The 21,162-nt window shown below is 59.5% G+C and carries 21 protein-coding genes; 18 read left to right on the top strand and 3 right to left on the bottom strand.

Going from position 1 to position 21,162, the window contains the following annotated elements:
• Positions 1 to 72 precede the first annotated feature (72 nt).
• The 4 genes from B8115_RS19645 to B8115_RS19630 all read left to right on the top strand — a co-directional run bounded on the left by B8115_RS19645 (position 73) and on the right by B8115_RS19630 (position 3,471).
• Positions 73 to 1,239 (top strand): FAD-dependent monooxygenase, encoded by a 1,167-nt coding sequence (locus tag B8115_RS19645; protein ID WP_010629564.1) that lies wholly within the window; start codon positions 73 to 75, stop codon positions 1,237 to 1,239.
• Positions 1,236 to 2,054 (top strand): alpha/beta fold hydrolase, encoded by an 819-nt coding sequence (locus B8115_RS19640; RefSeq protein WP_010629563.1) that lies wholly within the window; start codon positions 1,236 to 1,238, stop codon positions 2,052 to 2,054. Before B8115_RS19645 ends, B8115_RS19640 begins: the two co-directional genes overlap by 4 nt.
• A 66-nt stretch (positions 2,055 to 2,120) precedes the next feature.
• Positions 2,121 to 2,822, top strand: a complete 702-nt coding sequence (locus B8115_RS19635; protein WP_193365792.1) for an Asp/Glu racemase — start codon at positions 2,121 to 2,123, stop codon at positions 2,820 to 2,822.
• Between the two features lie 10 nt (positions 2,823 to 2,832).
• A complete protein-coding gene (locus B8115_RS19630; protein WP_010629561.1) occupies positions 2,833 to 3,471 on the top strand; it encodes an N-carbamoylsarcosine amidohydrolase in 639 nt (212 codons plus the stop codon).
• A gap of 37 nt (positions 3,472 to 3,508) precedes the next feature.
• On the opposite strand, the gene B8115_RS19625 is transcribed toward B8115_RS19630, so the two are convergent.
• Positions 3,509 to 3,991, bottom strand: coding sequence for a MarR family winged helix-turn-helix transcriptional regulator (locus tag B8115_RS19625; protein ID WP_026038256.1), 483 nt, complete (start codon positions 3,989 to 3,991; stop codon positions 3,509 to 3,511).
• Positions 3,992 to 4,251: 260 nt separating this feature from the next.
• Here B8115_RS19625 and B8115_RS19620 point away from each other — a divergent pair, with 260 nt between their 5' ends.
• From B8115_RS19620 to B8115_RS19610, 3 genes are read left to right on the top strand one after another with little or no spacing between them, the layout of a single operon-like run.
• Entirely contained in the window at positions 4,252 to 6,522 is a 2,271-nt protein-coding gene (locus B8115_RS19620; RefSeq protein ID WP_010629559.1) for a molybdopterin cofactor-binding domain-containing protein, read from the top strand.
• Entirely contained in the window at positions 6,522 to 7,499 is a 978-nt protein-coding gene (locus tag B8115_RS19615) for an XdhC family protein (protein WP_010629558.1), read from the top strand. The genes B8115_RS19620 and B8115_RS19615 overlap by 1 nt, the downstream gene beginning before the upstream one ends.
• Positions 7,489 to 8,076, top strand: a complete 588-nt coding sequence (locus B8115_RS19610; RefSeq protein ID WP_010629557.1) for an NTP transferase domain-containing protein — start codon at positions 7,489 to 7,491, stop codon at positions 8,074 to 8,076. The genes B8115_RS19615 and B8115_RS19610 overlap by 11 nt, the downstream gene beginning before the upstream one ends.
• Positions 8,077 to 8,206: 130 nt before the next feature.
• Here B8115_RS19610 and B8115_RS19605 read toward each other — a convergent pair whose 3' ends face one another.
• Together B8115_RS19605 and B8115_RS19600 are read right to left on the bottom strand one after the other, a co-directional pair.
• Positions 8,207 to 8,956, bottom strand: coding sequence for a transporter substrate-binding domain-containing protein (locus B8115_RS19605; protein WP_010629556.1), 750 nt, complete (start codon positions 8,954 to 8,956; stop codon positions 8,207 to 8,209).
• Positions 8,957 to 9,022: 66 nt separating this feature from the next.
• Positions 9,023 to 10,144, bottom strand: a complete 1,122-nt coding sequence (locus B8115_RS19600; protein WP_010629555.1) for an FAD-binding oxidoreductase — start codon at positions 10,142 to 10,144, stop codon at positions 9,023 to 9,025.
• 96 nt (positions 10,145 to 10,240) lie between these two features.
• Between B8115_RS19600 and B8115_RS19595 the strand changes: the two genes are divergently transcribed.
• The 11 genes from B8115_RS19595 (at position 10,241) to B8115_RS19545 (ending at position 20,755) form a co-directional block, all read left to right on the top strand.
• Entirely contained in the window at positions 10,241 to 11,173 is a 933-nt protein-coding gene (locus B8115_RS19595) for a LysR substrate-binding domain-containing protein (RefSeq protein WP_010629554.1), read from the top strand.
• Between the two features lie 266 nt (positions 11,174 to 11,439).
• Entirely contained in the window at positions 11,440 to 12,366 is a 927-nt protein-coding gene (locus B8115_RS19590; RefSeq protein ID WP_010629553.1) for a LysR substrate-binding domain-containing protein, read from the top strand.
• A gap of 146 nt (positions 12,367 to 12,512) precedes the next feature.
• The gene (locus B8115_RS19585; RefSeq protein WP_026038255.1) at positions 12,513 to 13,547 is read left to right on the top strand and encodes an ABC transporter substrate-binding protein; all 1,035 of its coding nucleotides are present in this window, start codon (positions 12,513 to 12,515) and stop codon (positions 13,545 to 13,547) included.
• A gap of 81 nt (positions 13,548 to 13,628) precedes the next feature.
• Positions 13,629 to 14,693, top strand: coding sequence for an ABC transporter ATP-binding protein (locus tag B8115_RS19580; RefSeq protein ID WP_010629551.1), 1,065 nt, complete (start codon positions 13,629 to 13,631; stop codon positions 14,691 to 14,693).
• Positions 14,686 to 15,588, top strand: coding sequence for an ABC transporter permease (locus tag B8115_RS19575; protein ID WP_010629550.1), 903 nt, complete (start codon positions 14,686 to 14,688; stop codon positions 15,586 to 15,588). The genes B8115_RS19580 and B8115_RS19575 overlap by 8 nt, the downstream gene beginning before the upstream one ends.
• Before the next feature lie 14 nt (positions 15,589 to 15,602).
• On the top strand, positions 15,603 to 16,397 hold the full coding sequence (locus tag B8115_RS19570; RefSeq protein WP_010629549.1) for an ABC transporter permease: 795 nt from the start codon (positions 15,603 to 15,605) through the stop codon (positions 16,395 to 16,397).
• Between the two features lie 9 nt (positions 16,398 to 16,406).
• Complete coding sequence (locus tag B8115_RS19565) at positions 16,407 to 17,525, top strand: FAD-binding oxidoreductase (protein ID WP_010629548.1); 1,119 nt, start codon at positions 16,407 to 16,409, stop codon at positions 17,523 to 17,525.
• A complete protein-coding gene (locus B8115_RS19560; protein WP_010629547.1) occupies positions 17,500 to 17,802 on the top strand; it encodes a (2Fe-2S)-binding protein in 303 nt (100 codons plus the stop codon). The genes B8115_RS19565 and B8115_RS19560 overlap by 26 nt, the downstream gene beginning before the upstream one ends.
• The gene (locus tag B8115_RS19555) at positions 17,802 to 19,196 is read left to right on the top strand and encodes an NAD(P)/FAD-dependent oxidoreductase (protein ID WP_010629546.1); all 1,395 of its coding nucleotides are present in this window, start codon (positions 17,802 to 17,804) and stop codon (positions 19,194 to 19,196) included. Before B8115_RS19560 ends, B8115_RS19555 begins: the two co-directional genes overlap by 1 nt.
• On the top strand, positions 19,193 to 20,314 hold the full coding sequence (locus tag B8115_RS19550) for an FAD-binding oxidoreductase (RefSeq protein WP_010629545.1): 1,122 nt from the start codon (positions 19,193 to 19,195) through the stop codon (positions 20,312 to 20,314). Before B8115_RS19555 ends, B8115_RS19550 begins: the two co-directional genes overlap by 4 nt.
• A gap of 96 nt (positions 20,315 to 20,410) precedes the next feature.
• Positions 20,411 to 20,755: a RidA family protein gene (locus B8115_RS19545; RefSeq protein WP_010629544.1), complete on the top strand. Its 345-nt coding sequence runs from the start codon at positions 20,411 to 20,413 to the stop codon at positions 20,753 to 20,755.
• The last annotated feature ends 407 nt before the right edge of the window (positions 20,756 to 21,162 follow it).

Raw genomic sequence — 21,162 nt, 5'->3', positions numbered from 1 at the left:
CATGCCCTCTGTCTTCTGCCCACTGGCATCAGGGCATCGAGGAAGATCAATAAAATCAAAAAGGTGGAGTAAATGACCAAGAATCGAAAAATTGCTGTCATCGGTGCAGGCCTCGGAGGCGCTGCAGCGGGTGCGCTCCTGCAGCAGGCAGGCTACGACACAAGGGTCTACGAGCAGGCACCAGCCTTTTCCCGGCTGGGCGCCGGTATTCACCTCGGCCCCAACGTCATGAAGGTGATGCGTCGCATTGGCATCGAGGACAAGCTCAACGCCATGGGCTCCCACCCGACACACTGGTTCAGTCGCGATGGCAGGAGCGGCGTGTACCTATCGCGCATCCCGCTCGGCGATTTCGCCCGCGAAGAGTACGGTGCGGCCTATATCACCGTGCACCGTGGCGACCTGCATGAGTTGATGGTCAGCACCCTGGATCAGGAGCGGCTCTACTTCGACAAGCGGCTGGTGAACGTCGATGACAACGGCGACAAGGTGATCATGACCTTCGCCGATGGCACTACCGACGAGGCCGACCTGGTGATCGGTGCCGATGGAGTCAATTCACGCATCCGCGAGAAGCTGCTGGGGCCCGAGGCGCCCATCTACAGCGGCTGGGTCGCCCATCGGGCGATCATCTCGGCGGAGAAGCTCAAGGCCTATGATCTGGATTTCGAGGCTTGCGTGAAGTGGTGGTCGGTGGATCGCCACATGATGGTCTACTTCGTGACCGGTGATGAGAAGGAGTACTACTACGTTACCGGGGTGCCGGAGCCGGAGTGGAATCACGGTACCTCCTTCGTGGACAGCTCTCGCGAAGAGATGCGCAAGGCCTTCGAGGGTTATCACCCCACGGTCCAGGCACTGATCGACTGCACCGAGACGGTCACCAAGTGGCCGCTGCTCGAGCGTAACCCCTTGCCACTGTGGCATGACAACCGCCTGGTGTTGCTTGGCGATGCTTGCCATCCGATGAAGCCGCACATGGCCCAGGGCGCCGCCATGGCCATTGAGGATGCCGCCATGCTGGTGCGCTGTCTGGATGAGGTCGGTGCCGACCGTTATCACGACGCCTTCGAGCTGTACCGTACCAACCGCTTCGAGCGCGCCTCCCGCGTGCAGAAGGTCTCCCACGACAACACCTGGCTGCGTCATGACGAAGACCCGGCCTGGGTGTTCGGCTATGACGTCTACAAGGTGCCGCTCAAGCAGCTGCAGCACACCGATGAGGAGAGTCCGGCATGAGCAGTACCTTCCTGTACGGTGCCAACGTCCAGGCCAATGGCATTCGCCAGCACTACCTGCGCTACGGCGGTGAGGCATCGGCCACCCGCCAGCCGCTGGTGCTGATTCCCGGTATCACCAGCCCAGCCGTGACCTGGGGATTCGTGGCCGAGCGCCTCGGCCGACACTTCGATACCTATGTGCTCGACGTGCGCGGCCGCGGTCTCTCCTCCAGCGGCCCCGAACTCGCCTACGACACCGATACCTGTGCCGATGACGTGAGCGCGTTCATCGCGGCGCTGGGGCTGGAACGTGTCATTCTTGCCGGCCACTCCATGGGCGCCCGCTTCGCATTGCGTGCCCTGTCCCGGGGTGCTCGAGACATCGACAAGCTGGTGCTGATCGATCCGCCGGTCTCCGGTCCGGGGCGCCGCGAGTACCCCAGCAAACTGCCTTGGTACGTGGATTCGATCCGTGACTGCCTACGGGGTGCTGATCTCGAGACCATGCGTCGGTACTGCCCGACCTGGAGCGAGGATCAGTTGCGCCTGCGCGCCGAGTGGCTGCACACCTGCTACGAGCCAGCCATCGTCCAGGCCTTCGAGGAGTTCCACAGCGTGGATATCCACCAGGACCTTCCCGGTGTGACGGTACCGACGCTGTTGATCTGCGCCGGCAAGGGCGGGGTGATTCAGGATCAGGATCGTGCCGAGATCCGCGACCTGCTGCCATCGATTCGCATCACCACCGCCGAGCGGGCGGGACACATGATTCCTTGGGACGACTACGAGGGCTTCTTAGCCGCCTTCGAGGACTTCCTGGGCACTGAACTCTGAGAGAGGCCTTGCGCCATGACCAAGACATACCGTATCGGCCAGATCGTACCCAGTTCCAACATCACCATGGAGACGGAAATCCCCGCCATGCTGGCTGCGAGGCAGCTGATTCGCCCAGAGCGTTTCACTTTCCACTCCAGCCGCATGCGCATGAAGACCGTGAGCAAGGACGAGCTGGCTGCCATGGATGCCGAGTCCGACCGCTGTGCGCTGGAGCTCTCTGACGCGGCAGTGGACGTGATGGGATATGCCTGCCTGGTGGCGATCATGTCCATGGGACCGGGATACCACCGCGAATCCCAGCGGCGCCTGCGTAGCCGCACCGAGGAGAACGGTTGCGACACCCCGGTGGTCACCAGCGCTGGCGCCCTGGTGGATGCTCTGGGCGTAATGAAGGCCAAGCGCGTGGTGGTGGTGGCGCCCTACATGAAGCCGCTCACCGAGATGGTGGTGGATTATATCCGTGAGGAGGGCGTCGAGGTGGTCGACTACCGCGCGCTAGAGATTTCCAACAATCTCGACGTGGCTCGCCACGACCCCGCCAATCTGCCGGAGATTGTCGCCGGCCTCGACTACAGCGATGTGGATGCCATCGTGCTCTCTGCTTGTGTGCAGATGCCCTCGCTGGCCGCCGTCTCCAAGGTTGAAGCGATCACTGGCAAGCCGGTGGTCACCGCAGCCATTGCCACCACCTACGCCATGCTCAAGGCCCTCGATCTCGAACCGGTGGTGCCGGGAGCCGGCGCTTTGCTGTCGGGCGCCTACTGAGGAGACCGTCATGACGCAACACGCTCAGGAAGCCAGCGACAACTACAAGGGCGTCTGGGATGGCCGGATCGGTTTCGGTAAAAAGGCCGCTCTGTTGGTTGTCGACTTCATGCAGGGCTACACCACGCCAGGCTCGCCGCTCTACGCTCCGGGTGTGGTAGAGGCAGTGGCCAGGATGCCGCGGTTGTTGGCGGCGGCGCGCGAGGCCCGGGTGCCGGTTATCCATACCAATATCCTTTACCAGGCGCCGGACCAATGTGACGGCGGCATCTGGGTCAAGAAAGCACCGGTAATGCGCACCATGGTGCCGGGCAACCCCTATGCAACATTCTGCGAGGAGGTAATCCCGTCTGACGATGAGTTGGTGATCACCAAGCAGTACGCCAGCGCCTTCTTCGGCACCTCGCTGGCCTCGACACTGGTGGCCATGGGGGTGGATACCCTGATCCTGACCGGCTGCTCGACCAGCGGGTGCATTCGCGCCACCGCCGTGGACGGCCTGCAGCATGGCTTCCGCGTGATGGTGGTGCGCGATTGCGTCGGTGATCGCCACCCTGCGCCCCACGAGGCCAACCTGTTCGATATCGACAGTAAGTACGGTGACGTGGTCTCCCTCGACGAGACGCTGGATCATTTGCGGCATGACTGACCCGACCCGGCCGACAGCGGCCGGGCAACTACCTCACTCAGCCGTCGGCGTTCATCTTCTCCAACAGATGCATCAGGGCGATGCGCTCGGCGGGATTGAGATTGCTCATGGTCTGATCGCTGATCTGCTTGGCGATGGGCACCATGGTCTCGACCAGGGACTCACCCGCCTCGGTGATGACCACCATCACCTTGCGCTGGTCGCCGGGATCGGTGGTCAGGGTGATCCACTCCCGTGCCTTGAGCCGCTTGATCACCCCACGGATCGTAGCGGGATCGATGGCGGTGGCATTGACGATCTCGGTGAGCGAGCTTGGCCCGCGCTCCATGACCGTGCACAGGGTGACGAACTGGATGGCAGTCAGCTGTTTGTCACAACTGTGGCGCTGGAAGATCGCCGTATGGCGCTGGTAGGCCTTGCGCAGCAAATGACCGACCTGCTCCGAGAAGTCATAACCCTGTTCGGTGGGGGTTCGGTGGTCGCTGGACATGGCGGCATGAGATGGCGTCTCTGTAGTCATGGGGCATCCTTGGTGTGCTGCCGACAACCTATGGTTGTCGCGGTCTCACCGCCGGAGTATGGCTCTGGCGGGGCAGAGCAGCCTCTGGTGTCAACGCGGACGCGACATAGGCTTGCGGGCGATGGGAAAGTCGTGCTTATTTATGGTGTATACACTATAACTTAATGACGAGCAGGGCAAGCTGGCCTACCCCTTCCATGCGATGCCGCTGTCACCAACGTATCGCGCTCCTGGCCACCGATAACAGCAATGAGGCTTGAATGGCGTCCACCACACTGCCGGATCGACACGCGCTCCTCCATGGCACCGACCTGTTGGTGGTCTACCGAGAGCCCGTGATTCCTCCCAAGCCGGCACCTGGCCAGCCGGGTACACACTCGGATTTTATACCCACCGAACCCGAACTCTTCATTGCCGTGCTCGCGGATGGCCGGGTGATGGCTTTCAACGGCCACGTGGATCTGGGCACCGGTATCCGCACGGCTCTGGCCCAGATCGTCGCCGAGGAGCTGGAGGTTGTCCTCGAGCGGGTCACCATGGTGCTGGGGCATCCCTTCGAGGTGCCCAACCAGGGGCCGACCATCGCCAGCGCCACCATTCAGATAACCGCCGAGCCGTTGCGGCGTGCGGCGGCCCAGGCTCGCGAATACCTGCTGGATCTGGCCACTAGCCACTTTGGCGTAGAGCGGGGCGGCCTGCGTTGTGTAGCGGGAACCATCCTGCCGGCCGAGGGTGATCGACCCGCCGTGAGTTACGGTGAACTTCTCCACGGCGAGCGTCATGCCCTGAAGCTCGCCGATGAGGTACCGCTCAAGCCGGCCAGTGGCTATCGGCTGGTAGGGCGGGCGGCGCCGCGGGTGGATATTCCTGACAAAGTAGTCGGCAAGCTGACCTTCGTTCATGACCTGCGCCTGCCCGGCATGCTGCACGGCCGAGTGATCCGCCCGCCCTATACCGGCCATGATCGTGGAGACTTCGTCGGCACCAGCCTGGTGGCGGTGGATGAGGCCTCGGTGGCCGGCATGCCAGGGCTGATCCAGGTGGTGGTGATCGGCGATTTCGTGGGCGTAGTCGCCGAGCGTGAGGAGCAGGCCGCGGCGGCGGCCAGGCGGCTCAAGGTCACCTGGCGCGATCCGAAGGGCTTACCCCGGCTCGACGATCTGGAACAGGCCCTGCGAGAGCTGCCGGCCCAACGGCGACCCTTGCTGGAGGAGGGCGATGCGGCGGGAGCGCTGGCCCGGGCTGCGCATCGTGTATCTCGCACCTATGTCTGGCCTTTCCAACTACACGGCTCCATCGGCCCCTCCTGCTCGGTGGCCGACTATCGTGACGACCGGTTGCAGGTGTGGTCCGGCACCCAGAATCCCCACAGCCTGCGCGCAGACCTGTCGCGGCTGATGGGGCTCGACGAGGGCGTGATCACCGTTACCCGCATGGAAGCCGCCGGTTGTTACGGTCGCAACTGTGCCGATGATGTGGGGGCCGATGCCGCGCTACTGTCGCGAGCGGTGGGGCGGCCGGTGCGGGTACAGCTGACCCGGGAGCAGGAGCATGGCTGGGAGCCCAAGGGGGCTGCCCAGTTGATGGAGGTCCAGGGGGGCCTGAACGCCGATGGCAGCCCCGCCGCCTATCGCTTCGTCGTCCGCTATCCCTCGAACAATGCCCCGACCCTGGCCCTGCTGCTGACCGGCATCGTAAAGCCCAGCGATATCCCCTTCGAGATGGGGGATCGTACCTCGGTCCCGCCTTATCGCTACCCGCATCGGCAGATCGCCTGCGATGACGTGCCGACCCTGGTACGCGCCTCCTGGTTGCGTGGGGTCTCGGCCATGCCCAACACCTTCGCTCATGAGAGCCATATCGACGAACTGGCCCAGTTGGCCGGTGAGGATCCGGTAGCCTATCGGCTGCGCTACCTGACCGACCCGCGTGCGGTGGAGTTGACCGAGGCCGTGGCAGCGCGAGCGGGCTGGCAGCCCCGGGTGGCCCATTCCGCACCCCGGATGGTCGAGGGTTGGCACCATGGGCGAGGGGTGGCCTACGCCCAGTACGTACACAGTAAGTTTCCCGGTTTTGGCGCGGCCCTGGCAGCATGGGTGGTTGAGTTGAAGGTGCACCCCGAGAGTGGACGCATCGTCATCGAGCGGCTGGTCGTGGGCCAGGACGCCGGCCTCATGGTCAACCCGGCCGGCGTGCGTCATCAGGTGCACGGCAATGTCATCCAGACGCTGAGCCGGACCCTCAAGGAGCGGGGCGCCTTCGAGGACGGCCTGCCGGTGAGCCGGGAGTGGGGCGGCTATCCGATCCTGCGGTTCTCCGAGCTGCCCGAGATCGACGTCATGCTCCTCGAGCGCCCCGAGGCACCGCCGCTGGGGGTCGGAGAATCCACCTCCCTGCCCGGCGCTCCGGCCATCGCCAATGCTCTCTACGATGCCACCGGGGTGCGCTTCACCCGCCCCCCCTTCACACCGGAGGTGGTGCGTCGCGCCCTGGCTGCTGCTCGGTCGAGGCCGGTTGAGGCGATCGGCTGATGGACCATCTCGACTTGCAGGTCATCGAGCGCGCCCTGCAGTGGGCCAACCGGGGCCATCGTCTATGGCTGTGCACGGTGCTGGCCACCTTCGGCTCATCCCCCCGGGAGCCCGGCGCCATGCTAGTGGCACGCCAGGACGGTGAGCACCTGGGGTCGCTGTCCGGTGGCTGCGTGGAGGAGGACTTTCTCGAGCGGCTGCACCAAGGGGAGTTTGCCGGGCCGGTACAACGGGTGCGGTATGGCGGTCAGGGGAGCGAGCCGGGCGCGAGCCGTGTGCGGTTGCCCTGTGGAGGCAGCCTGGAGGTGCTGGTAGAGCGGCTGGAGCCCGACGCGGCCACCCTGACCCACCTGGAGGTGGTGCATGCCACCCTGCTCGGCCGACGAGCCCTGATTCGACGTGTGCCGCTTGATGGTCGAAGGGCGCATTTCGTGCTGGCCGAGGCGCCGGGGCCTGCCATCCTGCGGGAGGAGGGAGTAATCGGCGTGCGCCTCGGCCCGGCACTGCGTCTGATCATTGCGGGTATCTCTCCGGTCTCTCAGGCCTGTGCCAGCTTCGCCAGTACCCTGGGCTTCGAGGTCATCGTTTGTGATCCCCGAGAGAAGGCGCGTCGGGAGTTTGCGGTACCGGGGGTGGAGGTGCAGGCGGTAATGCCCTCGACTTTCATCGCCTCGGGTGCCTGTCATGCCGCCACCGCCGTGGTGGCCCTGACCCATGATCCCCGCATCGACGATCTGGCGATGATCGAGGCCGTGCGCACCGACGCTTTCTATATCGGCGTGATGGGCTCGCGGCAGACCTCGCGTCAGCGCGAGGCGCGGCTGCGTCGCTCGGGGGGGCTCGGCTCCGAGCAGATCGCTCGGATCACGATGCCCATTGGCCTTGGTCTTGGCAGCAAGACGCCGGCCGAAATCGCTCTGGCGGTCATGGCCGATATCGTCCGGGTCCATCGGGGCAAGGCGCGAGATGCGCTCTAAGCACTCGTTGGCCCTGATCATGGCGGCGGGGCACTCCCGGCGCTTCGGCAGTGACAAGCGACTGGCGCGGCTCGCCGATGGTCGGACGTTGCTCGCCACCACCCTGGCCGCCGCCATGGACGCCTTCGAGCAGGTAAGGGTGGTGGTGAATACCCAGGTGACACCCGCCGATCTGGGGATTCCCGAGGCCATGGTGCTGGTCATCCGGCCCGCGGCCCCGGTGGGACTTGGAGGCAGCATCGCCCATGCCTTCCGGGAGCTCGACCAGCTGCTGTCGCGCTGTGATGTCGACAGTGTCGCCATCTGGCTGGGCGATATGCCCTGGGTGAGGCCCGAAACCTGCCAGCGGCTGGCTCGACGAGCCGCAGCCGACACCATCGTCAGACCCCTCTACCGTGATATGCCCGGACATCCGGTCTTCTTCGGTCGTGACTACTGGCCCGCCTTGGCCGCCAACCTGGATGATCTGGGGGCCAGGGCGGTTCTCGCTCGGTTCGCCGACAAGGTGATTGCCGTGCCGGTAGCGGATCCGGGGGTGGTCCTAGATTTTGATTATCCAAGTGAAATTCGTGGTTAGCTAGAAGCGGGCAAGCCACGCCCGATAAAATACCCATCGACTGGAGAGTCGGTACGGGGGGATCCATTACATGGGCCGAGGCCAGGGGGCAAGGCCCACCCAGCCTGCCGTGAAAAAGAGGAATATACGTCTAGTTATCGAAGTAGCGTTCGAAAATTTGATCGAAAGTACCATCGGTTTTCAATCCGGCCATGGCCTCATTAAATGCGTCTGCTAATGCCTCGTCACGTTGACGGAATGCGGCGCCGATTCCCGGTCCGTAGATTGATTCAGGGCCGGTCACCAGTTCGCCTTGCCGTGTAAAACGGTCATCGTTGAACATCGCCCTCTGGGCCAGGGGGAACGCGGTGAACACTAGGTCGAGTCGTCCAGCGTGCATATCGGCAACCACTGACCCAGAATCAGCATAGCGCCGGATCTCTGCATCGGGATAGAACTGAGTTACGTACTCATCCTGGATGGTCGCTTGCTGAACGCCTATTACCGTGCCTACAAGCGGGCCATCCAGGTCGTGCTTGGCGTCAGCCTTGCCGACCCAGACAGAAGGCACCTGGTAATAAGGATCCGAGAAGAGGACTTGGCGTGAACGTTCTTCGGTAATGTTCATCGCCGATGCAATGAGATCGAAATTCCGTACCTGTAGTGCAGGAATAATGCCATCCCAAGCCTGCTCGACCCATACGCATTCGCGCTGCATCCGCTCGCAGGCAGCATTGACGAGTTCTACCTCGAAACCAGTAATAGTACCGTCCGGCAGCTTGTACTGGTAGGGCTCATAGGGCACATCGACGCCTATACGCAGCGGTTTTTCTTCCGCATTGGCCACTCCTCCGAGCAGGGCAGCCGATAGCAGCAGAGTGGAGAGGGTATGAATTCGCATATTGTTTCCTCGCAGTTTGTTTTGTCGTGTGAGCGTGGGTGATACCGGGTCGGTTTTGTTATTCCGCTATGGGTGAAGGGCGGAACGAGAGAACCTCGCTCCGGAGAACTTGGCGTATTCATGACTTAGGGTGTCTTGCAGGATGGATTCGGCCAGACGGCCGGCATGGAAGGCTGCCAGGCTGATACCGCTGTGACTGCTTAGGCCATAGGCCCCGGGGTATTGCCGTGAAGCTTCATAGAGAGGGTGGCCATCAGGTGTCATTACGCGCAGCGCCCCCCACGAGCGCACCAGTCGCGCATGGGCGAGAAACGGAAAGATTCGCACCGCGCGATCAGCCAATTGCTGCATTATCGGCAGGGTCACCCCCCTGTCGAAACCGACCTCTTCCTGAGTGTCCCCGATCAAGTACGCGCCACTAGCCGTCTGTCGAATCTGTGGGGTCGGCAGTTGGGCAATTTTTTGCAGGCGTTCAGTCACCAAGACCTGGCCGCGCACGGGATGCACCGCCCCACTGAGCCCCAGCATCGGCGCCAATGCTGCGCTGCCCAGACCAGCAGCAAGGATAAGGCGCTCAGCTTCGTAGGTGCCGTGCGTGGTCGCCGCTCGAAAGCCATTCATGAGGGGAGTGAGCAAGTGCACCTCGCAGCCAGGACGATAATCGAGCCCGAGCCCGAGATTGGCTGAAAACAGCGCGCGCAGTAGATACAGGGGATTGCAATGGCCGTCATGGGGCGACCAGGTACCACCGTGCACGCCTTCGCCGAGCCCCGGGAGATAAGAGGCAAGCGACGTACGGTCGAGATATTGCCAACGGAATTGGCGCGCCAGGTTGGGGGATGTCGACTGGATCGCCGAGTACTCGCGCTGACGTGCCTCTGCTTCCTCCTGATTGAAGCAAAGATCGACTCCACCCCTGTGTTCGTATTCGAGGTCTAACCCGGTGCGCCCCTCGAGTTCAGCGGCAAACTCAGGCCAGGCCAGGCTCGCTTCGAAACTGAGTTCGGCATAGGCTGGCATGCCTGCGCCCTTGCCCTGCACCCAGGTGAGACCGGCGTTACCTCGTGAGGCGCGCAGTGAGTCGTCGCTTCCATCGAGCACCGTAACGCGACAGCCCGCACGCAGCAGACCATAGGCCACCGCCATGCCGACCACGCCACCACCAATGATTAGGAAATCCTGCTGCATGCCGTCCGCTTCTTGTAAGTGGAATGCCATCGACGATAGCGAGGCGAACGGTATACGATCCAATACCAATTATTGCCATGACGATACACAAATATTATGAAGCTTCCCCATCTTCGCGATAAGCAGGTGCTTGCTTTCAAGTTGGTCATGGAATGCGGCACGGTTTCCGGTGCGGCAAGGCGTATGCTCATCGCCCAGCCAGGAGTCACCCGCCTGCTCAAGCAGCTTGAGCATGATCTGGGTTTTCATCTATTTGAGCGGGTGCGCGGCCGCTTGATACCCACTCCTGAAGCGCGCCTCTTCTATCGCGAAGTACAGCGCGTATGGACTGGCATCGATCATCTGCGCGATACAGCACGACGGATACGAGAGCGAGAAATAGGGGGGCTGAGAATCAGCGCCATGCCTCTCCTCGGGATGACCTTTTTACCCGATGTCCTGGCCGAGTTTTCCCCTGACCACCCAGATACCCGGATCGAACTGGCCACCTTTCGCTCCGAACAGGTCGTCGAGGATGTCATCACCCAGCGAAGCGATCTTGGCTTTGCCATCGTGGCTGACAACGACGACCGCGTGAACAGCGAACATTTTCGCCTCGATAGCTTGTGCGTACTACCAAACAAGCACCCGCTCACCGCGCGCGAGCGAATTTATGCAGAGGATCTGCAAGATCAGACGTTGATCTGCTTCGAGCCCCAGGATCCGCTGCGTCGGGCGCTCGATGGGTTGCTGGAAGAAAAAGTTATACAGCCGTGCCGGAGAATAGAAGTCTCACTGGCGCTTCAAGCCGCGCGCTTGGTTGCCAGGGGAGGAGGTCTCGCCATTCTCGATCCTATCAGCGCCAGGGCCTTTGGTGGGGACTCGCTGACGCTGCGCCCCTTCGAGCCCAATCTGGGCGAAGATTTTGCGTTGCTGACGCCGCGCGACCAGCCGCTGTCGCGGCTTGCCCGGGATTTCGTCGCCGCCTTCCGGCAAGGCTTCGAACAGGTCACCTCGATCCAGTTGCCGGTGGCTGAACGGCCTGCGTAAGCACTCGCTCCTCTCTCTATCGCCTAAAATCTATAACATCTCTGAATGAGATGGCCAGTTCTATGTATTGGTTCTTATGGTATCGGCAATGTTAGCTTTAACGACGGGCTGGCCAGAATCCCTGTGTGCATTGCCGCTGAATATTCGGGTGACTAAGAGCGCCTCGCTCGCTGCTGAGAGATGAGGGTGATCGGCCATTCTCGACTGTGCCCACCTTTTAAGCTGAACATGCTGGGACAATTGAGTCCAATCCAATAGGCAACAAGATGGTCAACCTCCGTCAGATCGAAGCGTTCCGGGCAGTTATGGTGCATAAGACCGTGACCCGTGCTGCTCAGACGCTTCACGTCTCACAGCCTGCCGTGAGCCGGCTCATCGCCGACCTCGAATATCACGTGGGTTTTTCCTTGTTCAAGCGAGACAAGGGCCGACTGGTCCCGACTCCAGAAGCGCAGGCGCTCTATGAGGATGTCGAGCGAGCCTTCGTGGGGCTTGAAAAAATCACTGAAACCGCAAAGGAGATCCGCGAGTTCCGCACCGGCAGACTGTTCATCAGCTGCATGCCAGCGTTGGCATTGAGCGTACTTCCGAACATGGTCCATGACTTTTCTGCACAGCATCCGGGCATAACCATCTCCCTTCAAGCACACAGTTCTCAACGGGTTCTGGAGTGGGTCGGAACTCAGCAGTGCGACCTGGGATTCATAGGTATGCACATCGAGGATCCGGCAGTAACCATTTTGCCTCTGGCAACAGGCTACCTTCGGCTGATGATGCAGCCTTCTCACCCCTTGGCTAAGAAGCGGGTAATACATGTCCAGGACCTGGAGGAACAGCCATTCGTTTCCTTGGGCCAGCTACAGGATGTCAGGCCACTCATCGATCAGGCCTTTCATGCAGCGGGTGTGAAACGGCGCATGCGCATAGAGACACAGCTTTCCAGCGTAGCGTGCGAGCTGGTAAAAGCGGGTGCCGGTGTATCGCTGATCGATCCCGTGACGGCAAGTTTTTACTCCAGGCAAGGGTTGGTATCGAAACCTTTCCTTCCTACGATTGATTTTCATTACAGCGCAGTTCTTCCTGCTTACCGTCCTCCGGCACGCTTGGCAATGGAATTCCTGGAGGATGCCAAAGCCCAGCTCCAGCGGTTGATCGATGCGGAAGACGATGCCACCTATAACATCAGTGAATAGGGTGGCCATAAAATGGCATTAGTTTGCATAGTTTTGGAGTGCTAGCTTCTAGGGCGTGGTGTCGAATGGCATTGCAGCAATCATGAATGGCTCAGTCCCTGTCGATATTGACTGACCTTACAAAAACAAACTCAAGGATCCCAAGCATGAATAGACGGGTACTACTCACTGCATCTATGACTGGCATGATTGGCCTTGCAGCAGCATCAGTACAGGCAGATACCCTATATATAGGTGCATATGGTGGCTCATCGGAATATGCGATGAAGGAATCCATCATTCCTGCCTTTCAAGAAAAGCATGATGTCGAGATCGTATACGTTGCCGGTAATTCCACTGACACACTGGCTCGGCTTCAAGCCCAGGCAGGCCAGCAGGAGCTCAATGTTGTTCTGCTCGATGATGGGCCGATGTATCAAGCCGTGAATCTAGGATTTTGCGCACCCATGAACGGCCTGGAGGCGCTGGACGATGTTTATGACATCGCCCGGTTTGCTAATGACAACGCCGTAGGTGTGGGTGTGGTGGCATCCGGTTTTGCCTACAACGCAGAAATGTTTGAGAGGAACGGGTGGGAGCCGCCGTCTTCATGGCGTGACCTGGCCGACAAAAAATTCCAAGGAAAGATAGTTGTTCCTTCGGTTAGTAATACTTACGGGCTGCATGCCCTGGTTATGGCAGCCAGATTGAACGGCGGTGGTGAGGACGATATCGATCCTGGTTTCGAATACATTCAGGATTCAGTCGTTCCGAACATCCTCAGCTTCGAAACTTCTGCAGGCGGAATGTCGCAGCTTTTCCAGAATGAGGAGATTGCACTTTCGGTTTGGGGGAGTGGGCGTGTTCAGGCACTGGCAGATACCGGATTTCCTGTGAAATTTGCTTATCCTGAAGAAGGAGCCGTTGCCTTGATGGTAGCAGGGTGCATTGTTGATGGCAGTGGTGAGGACGAACTCTCCAGAGCTTTCATGGCACACCTTCTCTCTCCTGAGATCCAGGCCATCCTCGCGGACACTCAGGGCTGGGGGCCAGCAAATCGATACACCGAGCTTGATGACGAACTGGCCGCAAGTTTGCCCTATGGTGACCGTATCGATCAGCTGACCTCAGTGGATTGGGACACTATTAATCCACAGCGCATGGAATGGACTAACCGCTGGAATCGTCGCGTCGAGCGTTGATTCCAGCCAATTCATCAATTCCATGACTGGTGACCCCTGCCTGCCTATAGCCGCTAGGCAGGGGTTTAGGAGAGTCCTACCATGAGCTATCTGAGCCTTACGTCATTAACCAAATGCTATGGGCCCACGACTGCCGCTGAAAATATTTCACTGGAGATCGACAAAGGGGAGTTCGTCTCACTTCTTGGACCCTCTGGCTGCGGCAAGACTACCACCCTTCAGATGATCGCCGGTTTCGTAGAGCCGACCCGGGGTCGTATCCTCATGGACGGTGAAGACATCACTCACCGTAAGCCGAATGAGAGAGGCATTGGGATCGTTTTCCAAACCTATGCACTTTTCCCTCACATGACGGTAGTTGAGAACGTGCGCTTTGGCTTGGAAATGCGGCGTGTCTCAGCAGCCGAAAGCCGGAAGCGGGTGGGGGAGATTCTGGAGCTTGTCCATCTTAGCAAGCTTCAGGACCGTTATCCGAGAGAGCTGTCCGGTGGGCAGCGCCAGCGCGTGGCTCTTGCGCGTGCCCTCGTTATCCAACCACCGCTGTTGTTGCTTGATGAGCCGCTGTCCAACCTCGATGCCAAGCTTCGTGAGGACATGCAGATCGAGCTCCGTAATATTCAACAGCAGGTCGGTACAACCACGCTTATGGTTACCCATGATCAGTCCGAAGCCCTTTCGCTCAGTGACCGTGTCGTTGTAATGAACCAAGGGCGCGTGGTGCAAGTCGATGAGCCATTCAATGCCTATGAACGGCCTAGTGATGCCTTTGTTAGTTCATTTGTCGGCAAGACTAACATACTTACTGGTCTGATCGGTAAGAAGCAAGGCGACCAGACATCCATACGCTTGGGTGATGCGACTCTCGAGCTCATGCTAGATGGTCCGCGTACCAGCAACCACGTACAGATATCCATTCGCCCAGAGAAGCTCGAGTTGACGGATTGTGCGAGCGGCAAGCTCAAGGGTCGGGTGAAGACACGGTTGTTCCTTGGTAATCATTGGCTTTATCAGGTCGACAGCAGTGCCGGTGAGTTATTCATCACCCAGCCCAATCTGGGGAAGCGAGGTGTCGCGGTTGGTGATGATGTAGGTGTCAGTTGGTCTCCCGGTGCGATTCGGCTACTTGAGGAGAAGGTCCATGGCTGAACTGGCTTCGACTCTTCCGGCGACATCAGCACGGTTCTTACCCAAGTCGCTGATTCCATGGTTATTGAGCGCTCCAGGGGCGATATTCTTTTTGATGCTGCTGGGCATGCCGTTGTTGATGACCCTAGTGCTCAGTTTCAATAGTTTTGATTATGCGGAAGGAATCATTGCTACCTTCAGTCTTGCGAATTACATGGAGGTCATTAAGGACGACTACTTCCACGAAATATTCTTTCGAACCTACGCCATTAGCGTAGTCGTAGTGGTGCTTTGCATCGCCATCGGTGTGCCAGAAGCTTATATACTTTCAAGAATGCGTAGCCCATGGAGGTCACTGTTCCTTGTTGTAACCTTGACGCCATTACTTATCTCAGTGGTAGTGAGAACCTTGGGCTGGGTGCTGCTCATCGGTGGTAATGGCTTATTGGGAAAAACACTGGAAGTCCTGGGCATTGCCGATGCTAGTGCGGGTAACCTTATGTATACACACACTGGCATCATTCTGGCGCTGGTCCATGTGTTAGTGCCCTTTATGGTGATCTCGGTATGGGCTGCCTTACAAAAGCTCGATCCTTCCGTGGAACATGCGGCATTGTCGCTCGGTGCCAGTCACACCACGGTCTTTCGTCGAGTTGTAGTGCCGCAGATTATGCCCGGAATACTCTCCGGAAGTTTGATTGTATTCGCTCTGGCTGCAAGCGCCTTTGCCACTCCGGCGATACTTGGCGGGCGACGACTTAAAGTCGCAGCTACCGCAGCTTATGACGAATATCTCAACACAATGAATTGGCCCCTTGGTGCTTCCATTGCAGTGATTCTCCTAATTGCGAATGTGGTCGTGGTGATGAGTTACAACAGCATGATGGAACGGCGCTTCCGCCGGATATTGGGCTAGAAGGAGACACTCATATGCAAAACAATGGAAAGCTGGCCTTGTGTTTTCATACACTGTTCGTGATCTTCCTGATGGCACCGCTTGTCGTCGTCATGCTGGTTGCTTTCACCCCGAATGGATATATCTCGTATCCCACTGACGGCTTCTCGCTCAGGTGGTTCCGAGCCATTCTCGAGAACCGCAGCTTTGTTCAGGCATTCTGGAATAGCCTCTATCTTGGGATCGGCGCTGCCAGTGTTTCTGCCGTACTTGCTGTACCTGCAGCCTTGGCCATAGCTCGATACCAATTTCGGGGGCGGGAGGCGCTAGTAAGCCTGTTCCTTTCGCCGCTGATGATTCCACATGTAGTGCTGGGTGTGGCCTTTCTCAGCTTTTTCTCACGGATTGGTGTCTATGGTAGTTTCTACGCCTTGGTGGCGGCCCACGTGATCATCATCATGCCGTACACCATGCGCCTGGTCATGGCTTCGGTATTCGGAATGGACCGACGGGTCGAACAGGCAGCGCTGTCACTGGGGGCCAGTCAATGGACGGTGTTTAGGCGTGTCACCATGCCGATTATTTTGCCTGGCGTTGCTGGCGGCTGGATTCTTGCTTTCACCACTAGCTTCGATGAACTGTCGATGACGATTTTCGTTGCCTCTCCCAGCACGACGACGCTGCCTGTCCAGATGTACAACCACATTGCTCACACCATTGACCCTCTGATTACCTCTGTCTCGACCGTGCTGATCGTGCTGACGGCCCTTTTGGTTTTAATACTGGATCGCATCTATGGACTCGACAAAGTCCTGATCGGCAAGGGGTGAAGAGATCATATGAAAACCTATGATTTTGCTGTCGTCGGGGGTGGACTAGTAGGCAGCGCTATTGCCTATGGCTTGGCTAAGTCCGGCCACCGGGTCGCTGTACTCGATGAGGGTGATGTTGCCTACCGGGCCTCTCGAGGCAACTTCGGGCTGGTCTGGGTTCAGGGGAAGGGGCTCGAAATCCCAAGTTATTCACAGTGGAGCATGAGCTCTGCATCCCTGTGGCACAGTCTCTCGGAAGAACTCTGGGAGCTCACTGAAGTGGGAACTCAGCATCAGGCACCGGGAGGTGTGCATCTCTGCTATAGCCACAAGGAAATGGAGCTGCGGCAGGCTGATCTGACCTCGCTGGCCAAGGCAACAGGCGGGCAGTTCGACTTCGCCATGCTCGATCACGAACAGCTGCGTGAGATGATTCCGGAAATCGGGGAGAGTGTCACGGGGGCCTCATGGTCGCGGTGGGACGGACATGCCAATCCGCTTTATCTGCTACGCGGGTTACATGCCGGTTTTCTTCGCATTGGCGGTACTTTCCTTCCCGGCAGCAAAGTCCACCGAGTGCATCAGAACGGGGACAGCTTTGTAATCGAGCGTGAAGGGGAGCGAGTCCAGGCGGAACGCGTGGTGCTCGCCGCCGGTCTCGGGAACCGCCTCCTGGCCCCTCAGGTTGGGCTGCATGCTCCACTGATACCCAATCGAGGCGAGATCCTAGTTACTGAACGCATGCGGCCCCTGCTAAATCTTCCGACCACCTATCTTCGCCAGACAGGTGAAGGTTCAATCTTGATGGGGGATTCCCACGAAGATGTCGGTTTTAACGATGGCACTGAGACCCCTGTGCTGTCGCATATCGCCCAGCGGGCCGTCCGTGCCCTGCCAGCTCTGGCCAACACACGGGTAGTACGGACCTGGGGTGCGTTGCGTGTGATGACACCGGATGGCTATCCACTCTATCAGGCCTCGCTTTCTCACCCTGGCGCATTCGTGGCCTGCTGCCATAGCGGTGTGACCTTGGCTGCAGCCCATGCCAAACGTCTTGCCCCCTGGATCGCTGGTGAATCCTTGCCCAGCGAAATAGCCCCTTTCACCGCGGAGAGATTCGATGTTCAAACGGTTATCCCTGCCTGATGTATCTGCACAGAAGACAGTGATCGTGTACTTCGATGGTCGGCAGGTCACTGCCCAGGATGGCGATACTATTGCAGCGGCACTGCTCTCGGCGGGTGTCGAGGCATGCCGTACCACGCCGGTGAGCGGATCTCCGAGGGGACCCTACTGCATGATGGGGGTCTGTTTCGAGTGTCTGGTCGAAGTGGACGACAAACCCAATGTCCAGGGGTGCCAAGTCCTTGTAAAGGACGGCATGCAGATCCGTTCGCAACACGGCGCAAGGAGACTCGGCTGATGACGACTCATGACCTGGTGATACTCGGCAGCGGCCCTGCCGGTATGGCCGCTGCCGCCACTGCCGTGGCCCATGGCATCACCGCGCTGGTGGTCGATGAGCAGCCGGCGCCTGGCGGACAGATCTATCGTTCGATTGAGTCGACACCGCTCAAGGAGCGGCGGATTCTGGGTGATGACTATTGGCATGGTAAGGAGCTGGTAGATGGGCTGGATGATCCGCGCATCGACTATCGTCCTGGCACTACCCTTTGGCAGCTCACCCGGCGACTCGAGGTCGGGCTCCTCCAGGGGGAGCAAGCTTCGATGGTGCAAGCCCGCCACGTCATTCTTGCCCATGGTGCCTTGGAGCGGCCCTTCCCGATTCCGGGCTGGACGTTGCCCGGGGTCATGACTGCCGGAAGCGGTCAGATCCTGCTCAAGAGTGCTGGCTTGGCGCCCTCGGCACCGGTTGTGCTCGCTGGCTGTGGGCCACTTCTGTTACTGCTGGCCGTGCAATATCTGCGCGCCGGGATTCCCATTGCAGCTTTGCTCGATACCACGCCGGCGGGGCAATACCGGGATGCACTCCCGTTACTGCCCGGTGCGCTACGAAATGCACGGACCCTGCTCAAGGGTTTGGGACTATTGGCCGAACTGAGGCGTGCAGGCGTCAGGCATGTTCGGCATGTGACGGCTCTGGAAGCCGAAGGCGAAGACCGATTGGAGCGGGTCCGCTGGCAATGCGGTAACGATCCTGAGTGGCACTGCCTGACAACTCCGCTGCTGCTGTTGCATCAGGGGGTAGTGCCGAATACGCAGGTCACTCGGGCCCTCGACTGTGCTCATGACTGGGACGAGCGGCAACTGGCCTGGCAGCCGCGCAGAGACGCCTGGCTGGCGACAGATGTTGAGGGGATTGCGGTCGCTGGAGATGCCGGTGGCATCGTGGGTGCCAAGGCCTCGGCGATGCAGGGACGGCTGGCAGGGTTGGGAGCCGCCATTGCACTCGGTCGTGTGAGTGAAGACAAGACTCGGGAGGAAGTGAAACGGCTGCGTCGTGACTTGGCACGAGAAACGGCGATTCGTCCTTTCCTCGATGTCCTCTACCGACCGGCAGCGCATTGGCGGCTGCCTGGGGACGATACGCTGGTGTGTCGTTGCGAGGAGGTTACCGCCGGCGAAGTTCGCCGCATGGCTAAGCAGGGGTGTCGTGGTCCCAACCAGACCAAGTCCTTCACCCGGTGTGGCATGGGGCCCTGCCAGGGTCGCATGTGTGGCCTGACGGTCAGCGAGCTGTTGGCCGATGCCAACGGGCAGAGCGTTGCCGAGACTGGTTACTACCGCCTTCGCCCTCCTTTCAAACCCATTACCTTGGGGCAACTGGCAACAGCCGCTGAGGATGCCTCGGAATGAGTGCCCGGATCGTCATCGTCGGGGCAGGGCTCCATGGCTGTAGTGCCGCTGTCCACCTCAGCGCCCACGGTCATCGAGTCACGGTGATCGACAAGGAGTATGCCGGTCGGCATGCCTCGGGCGTTAACGCCGGTGGTGTGCGACGGTTGGGCAGGCATCCTGCGGAGATTCCCTTAGCCATGGCGGCCTGGGAACGCTGGCAACGTATGGCCGAGGTGGTCGGTGATGACTGCGATTTTCGCCCGGTGGGGCAGATCAAGGTAGCCGAGAATGGCGCCGATCTGGAGACGCTGGCTGAGCGTGAGCGGCAGGTCCGTTCTCTGGGATTCGACCACGAGTATCTCATCACTCGCGATGAGCTACGTCAGCGCGTGCCGGCCCTGTCTCCCCATTGTCCAGGCGGACTTGCCTGTGACGGTGATGGTTATGCCAATCCCTATCGTACGGTAACAGCATGGCGACGCCAGGCTCAACGGCAGGGTGTGGGCTTCTTCGAAGGCGTGGCTGTCACCGGCCTGGAAGCCCATGGCAGTGGGTGGAAGATTCAGGCGGGACGCCAGCGTTTCTCTGCCGACATCCTCATCAACTGCGCGGGTGCTTGGGCCGGTACGCTTTGCGAGTGGCTGGGCGAGCCGGTACCTCTCGCCGCCGAGGCGCCGATGCTGATGATTACTGAGCGACTGAAGCCATTTCTCGGCCCGGTCATTGGGGCAACGTCCAGGCCACTCTCCTTCAAGCAGTTTGAAAACGGCACCGTGCTGATCGGTGGAGGTGTTCGGGGGGAAGTCGATTCGCGACGCCAGGTTGCCGAGACCTGTCTGGGAGGGTTGGCGGACAATGCCGACACCGTCTTGAGCCTTTTCCCCTTCATGCATGATGCGCGAATTGTTCGCACCTGGGCAGGGATAGAAGCTGTGATGCCGGACCAGATCCCAGTATTGGGTCCGAGCAGTACATCAGAGAGCGTAATTCATTCCTTCGGCTTCTCGGCTCACGGCTTTCAACTTAGCCCCATCACTGGGGAAATCGTCGCTGACCTGGCTATGGGACGCGAAACGTCCTACCCGATCCAGCCATTTTCCATCACGCGTTTTAAGGGTTCGCGCTACTCAGGCTAATACTCTGATTTGATACATGACACATGTTGCTCACCTTTCGGCATTGCCGAAAAGAGCGATACCACGCCTGAAAACAGGCAATCCAAGGAGTTAATCATGATCGAACGCACTATTCGTACTCCCATCATGCACCGTGCCGTTGCAGCTAATGGCTTTGTATTCTTCGGTGGCATCATCGCTGATGATCTCAGCTTGGACATGGCAGGTCAGACGCAGCAGGTTTTGGATAAGTTGGAGAGCTATCTCGCCGAAGCCGGAACCAATAAGGAATGTATTGTGTCTGCTACGGCTTACGTCTCCGATTTGAACCTGAAGAAAGGCATGAATGATGTCTGGACTCAGTGGTTTGATCCGGAACATCTGCCAGCCAGGGCGACTTTAGGGGTTGCGGACCTAGGAGAAAACGTGTTGCTGGAGTTGGTCGTTACCGCCGCCAAATAGCACTCAGCTGCCAAGGACTGGTGCTTGTGATTTGACCCATCATTACACACAGGGATGTGGTGGGTGTGGGGTCTTGCCGATAGGCAATGAAAGCGCCCCATTCCTGCCTCTTTGGTCGACGACACTGAATTGACCCTTGGTTTCATATACTTTGCACTTGCTGCGTAGGGTGTGAAACCAGGGGCTATTACTACAGGCCATACGAAAGCAGCCCCGGAGGAGTAAGGGTAATGATGAGGGGGGCACAAGTCGCGCTTTGTTGAGACCGAGCGACGCTGTGTGGCTTTGACTCGCCGTGGTTGTCCCTTACCCAGTAGGGCATCGTTGGTCAGCTGACCATCCAGAGGAATGGCAGTGAGAAATTACTCCCGATGAGGTAGTTGCCGCTCGGATTTCCAGGGTAGGTA

The organism is Halomonas sp. KM-1, from assembly GCF_000246875.1.
Classification (GTDB): domain Bacteria; phylum Pseudomonadota; class Gammaproteobacteria; order Pseudomonadales; family Halomonadaceae; genus Halomonas; species Halomonas aerodenitrificans.
This window is presented reverse-complemented; position numbering and strand designations above follow the sequence as displayed.